4 protein-coding genes are annotated in these 4,540 nt (G+C 61.4%); all 4 read left to right on the top strand.

The annotated features are described in order from the left end of the window. The coding region (locus ACIQ3R_RS15510; protein ID WP_397419761.1) for a Gfo/Idh/MocA family protein at positions 1-944 on the top strand (944 nt) is incomplete at its 5' end. A gap of 197 nt (positions 945-1,141) precedes the next feature. Beyond that, positions 1,142-3,373: a TonB-dependent receptor gene (locus ACIQ3R_RS15505; RefSeq protein ID WP_397419760.1), complete on the top strand. Its 2,232-nt coding sequence runs from the start codon at positions 1,142-1,144 to the stop codon at positions 3,371-3,373. A gap of 26 nt (positions 3,374-3,399) precedes the next feature. Then, entirely contained in the window at positions 3,400-3,828 is a 429-nt protein-coding gene (locus ACIQ3R_RS15500; RefSeq protein WP_397419759.1) for a VOC family protein, read from the top strand. 16 nt (positions 3,829-3,844) lie between these two features. Beyond that, a partial coding sequence (locus tag ACIQ3R_RS15495; protein ID WP_397419758.1) for a phytanoyl-CoA dioxygenase family protein occupies positions 3,845-4,540 on the top strand: 696 nt, incomplete at its 3' end.

The raw sequence follows: 4,540 nt of genomic DNA, 5'->3' as shown, positions 1-4,540 counted from the left end.
TGCGCGACCGCGCTGAGGGGGTAGCGTCGTTCCAATCGTCCGCCGAGTTGGCCCGAAGCGGCCTGGTCGACGCGGTGATCGTGTCGAGTCCGAATCACACGCACCGCGAGGTGCTTGAGCCGCTGTTCGACGCGGGCCTGGCGATCCTCTGCGAAAAGCCGCTGGCCACGACCATCGAGGATGCGCGCTGGGTGGTCGAACAGGCCGAGAAGGCCTCGGCGCCGTTCTGGACGGCGATGGAATACCGCTACATGCCTCCGGCTGAGGCGTTTATCGGCGAGGTGCACGACGGGCGGGTAGGACGGCTTCAGATGCTGTCGATCCGGGAGCATCGCTTCCCGTTCCTGAAGAAGGTCGGCGACTGGAACCGTTTTTCCCGCAACAGCGGCGGCACGATGGTGGAGAAGTGCTGCCACTTCTTCGACCTCATGCGGCTGATCGTGCGGTCCGAGGCCGTGCGGGTCTACTGCTCGGGCGCCATGGACGTGAACCACCTCGATGAACTGTATGACGGCGAGCGACCGGACATCATCGACAATTCCTACACCACGGTGGACTTCGCCAATGGCGTGCGCGCCATGCTGGATCTTTCGATGTTCGCCGACGGCGCCGAAAATCAGGAAGAGATCATCGCGGTGGGCGATCAAGCCCGGCTGGATGTGCTGATCCCCTCCGGCGAAGTGGTCTATTCTCCACGGGTGGGGCGTGGCGCCCTGAAGCAGATCGAGCGCCGCGTCGTCGAGGTTGATGAGGCGGCTCTAAGCGCCGGCACACATCACGGTTCGACCTTCTATGAGCACCAGAAATTCATCGCCGCCGTGCGCGGAGAGGGGCCGGTGGAGGTGACCGCGCGCGACGGATTGATGGCGGTGGCGATCGGTACAGCCGCCGAGATCAGCGCCCGAGAAAAGCGTGTCGTCGAAATGAGCGAGCTGGGCTTTTGATCTATGTTGGCGGAACTCAGAGCAGGCATTGATGTGACAACGTTGGACATTCGATAGCAGACGACAGCCGGTCGAAGCGCGACGATGACCGGGCCACCCAAAAAAAGCCGATGTCTAGGCGATCAGGATAGGGGAAAACGAGAATGATAGTGAAGGCAACGCGCTCTGAGGCTCGACGCAGGAGCCACCGGGCGATCATGGCCGCTCTCCTCGCGAGTACTGGACTGTTAAGCGCGGAGAGCGCGGCGGCCCAGACGGCGGCAGACGAGAGCGTCAACGAGATCGAGGAAGTTTTCGTGACGGCCCGACGGCGTTCCGAAAGCCTTCAGGAAGTTCCGATCGCGGTGAGTTCCCTCGGCGGCGACGTCGTGCGCGAGCAGAATCGCAACAGCGTCCCGGACCTCATCACGCTCATTCCGGCGATAACGCTGCGGCCGCAGAACTCGAGCAAGGACACGGTTCTTCTCATCCGCGGATTGGGAACCATCACAACGTCGCCAGGCGCTGAGCCCAGCGTGTCCATGGTTCTCGACGGTGTCGTGCTCGCACGGCCGGGCCAAATGGTCTCCGAACTTGTTGACCTGGAACGCATCGAGGTCCTGCGCGGCCCGCAGGGCACCCTGTTCGGCAAGAACGCGTCGGCCGGCGTGATCAACATCATCACAGCGAATCCGACGCCTAACTTCGGCGCCTTCGTCGAGGCCAGCTATTACGGCGGCGACGAGCATAGGCTCACCTTGGGCGTCAACGGCGAGATTATCCCGGGGCTGCTTAGCGGAAGGATCTCGGGGGTTACTTCCGGGTTCAAGGGTAACGTCCGGAACATTTTTCTGAATGAGACCCTCAGCGACCGCGAGTCCGACGGTCTGCGCGGCAAGTTGCTGTACACGCCGAGCGAGAACCTGAGCATCCTGCTGGGCGCGGACTATCTCTACGCCGAGAACCGCGGCAATAGCGGTATGTTTCTTGAAACTTCGACGGTGGCCTACCCGACCGGCGTGCGGACCCAGAGCGCCACACTGCCGACCATCCTTCAGAGTGTCGGCATTACGCCGGGCTTCAAAAACCGGCAGGTCGCCCAGAACACGCTGCCCCAGTTCAAGGATGCGTTCGGGGGCGCGTTGGCCCAGATCGACTACAAGATGGGCGAATACGATCTGACGGCGATCAGCGGCTACCGGTTCTGGAGAAGCACGCAGGGTGGCGATCTGGACGGATTTGCGACGCTCACGACGTCGACGCCGGTGCAGCAAATCGACCTCGGTCACGTCAACTCGAAGCAGTATACTCAGGAAATTCGCCTTGCCTCTCCGAGAGGCGGGCTGATTGATTACCAGATCGGCGCCTATTATTTCAGAGCGGTCAATCGCGAAGACTATAGTCGAGAAACGACACAGCTCATTGCCGGAAACAGGGTTAGGAATTTCGGGCTAAACAACTTCGGGACTATCCAGAATAACTATTCGGTGTTCGGTGAGGCGAACATCAATTTCTCGGAGTCGTTCCGCGCCATCGCCGGGCTTCGTTTGGTGAAGGACAAGTTGAGTTACTACAGCGACCGAGTTTCCACCTCCACAGTCGCCGTTCCTGGCATTCTACCCGCGTTCGCGGGCAAGGACTCCACCAGCGTCACTGACTACGCGAGCCGTTTCGGCTTCCAGTATGATGTGAGCGACGACATCCACGCCTATGCTACGTATTCCCGTGGCTACAAAGGCCCAGCATTCAATGTGTTCTTCAACTTCTCCGCGCGCGAGACGAACGTACTCAAGCCCGAAACATCGGATGCGTTCGAGCTGGGCGTGAAGTCGAGCCTGCTGGACCGTCGACTTCAGTTGAATGTCGCAATCTTCAACGACCAAGTCGCGAACTACCAAGCCAACCAACCGGACTTGGTGGCCGGGACCGTGGTCACACGCCTGATCAACGCGGGCGAAGTGTCGACCAAGGGTATTGAAATCGAGGCCATCGCGAATGTCACCAACAACCTGACGGTCAGCGCGGACTATGGATACGTCAAAGCCAAGATCGACGACTTCCTTTGCCCCGTTGCAGCCCCGGTGAGTTGCGATATCGATGGGAAGCCGCTGCCCTACGCCCCGAAACACAAGATTTCGGTCCAGGCCCGATACGAGGCCTATGACTCACCGAGGTATCGCGTGAATCTGACGGGCAACTATACTTACCAATCAAGTCAACAGAACAGCATCACGCAGACTCCCGATACCGTTTCGCCCGGATACGGGATCGTAAACGGAGTCATTTCTGTGATGGATAAGGAAAGCGGCTGGGAAGGCCGACTCCTTGTCAGGAATTTGTTCGATAAGTTCTATCGCGCGACTCTGGCGCAAGGAAACGGTGGGCTCGTGGGCGGCCTGCCGCGCGACTACAAGCGATACTTCGGCGTGACGGTCCGCAAGGACTTCTAGTATCGGAGGCGGCGAGGACCACGATCGTGTTTGGCAAGTTCGATCATGTCGTGATCCTCGTCAGCGACATCGAGGCGGGGATCCGGACCTGGGCCGGCCAGATCGGCATGACGCTCACTCACAGGTCGGATAATCCGCAGGTCGGACTGGCGGTGGCGTTCTTCAAGTTCGCGGACAACACGTTCATCGAGCTGGTGGCGCCGACGCGGGACGACAGCCCCTACGCCGAGATGCTTCGGGAGCGGGGCGAGGGTCTGCGACTACTGTCGTTCCAGGTCGATGACCTGGACGTTGCGGTGGCGGAGCTGTCGGGCCGCGGTGTGGCCCTGCGCGGCGTCGGCACCGATCGTGTCTTCATAGAGCCCGAGTCCGCCAGCGGGATCCTGATCCAGCTCTGGCCCAAGGATCGACCTCACCGCTGGCAGGCCCTGGCTTCGGCGGTGAAAACTGATTGAACGCATGGAGTAGGTGATGGTCTACCAGCTTTCGGATCAGGAGCGGAAATCCGGTCGGATCGACCCCGATAAGCTCGCGAGCCTTGTCCGCGACATCCGCGAAGTCGGCTATGCGGTTCTGCAGGACATTGTGTCTGAGGAGACCTGCGCTCTGCTGGCCGAGAGCGTCCTCGAAGACGCGGACCGGGTCCGGGCGCTCGGCGTCAAGACGCGCCACGAGGAAAACACTGCGGAGGGTCACCTCCAGCTGGGCCTCCGGCGAACCGCCCCCTACGTCCGCGAGGATTTCGTCGCCAACCCGTTCATCGAAGCTGTGGTGGTCGGCGTACTTGGCCCCCAACCCTGGCTCGGCTTCTACAACGGCAACGTCAACTGCCCGGGCAGTGGCTATCAGCCGCTGCACTTTGATCGGCCCTACTCGTGGAAGACGGCGGAAGACGCCGCAAGAGACGGCCAGAGCTGGCCGCCCCACACCACGACGCTCAGCTGTTCGGTCGCGCTGGAAGAAATCACCGAGGCCAACGGCGCGACGGAAATATATCCCGGCTCCCAGTTCGAGACCGATGTCGTCAACTGGCCCACGAGCCGGGTCGGGGATCGAACCCATCTCCTCGAGAAGTGGTCGCCGCCCGCCCGCATGGCCATTCCGGCCCGGAGCGTCTGTTTCCGCGATCCCCGAATGTGGCACCGCGGGGTGCCCAACCCCGCCTCG

Source organism: Phenylobacterium sp. (assembly GCF_044371015.1).
GTDB lineage: Bacteria > Pseudomonadota > Alphaproteobacteria > Caulobacterales > Caulobacteraceae > Phenylobacterium.
The sequence above is the reverse complement of the archived record's forward strand: the minus strand, read 5'-3'. Positions and strand labels throughout refer to the sequence as shown.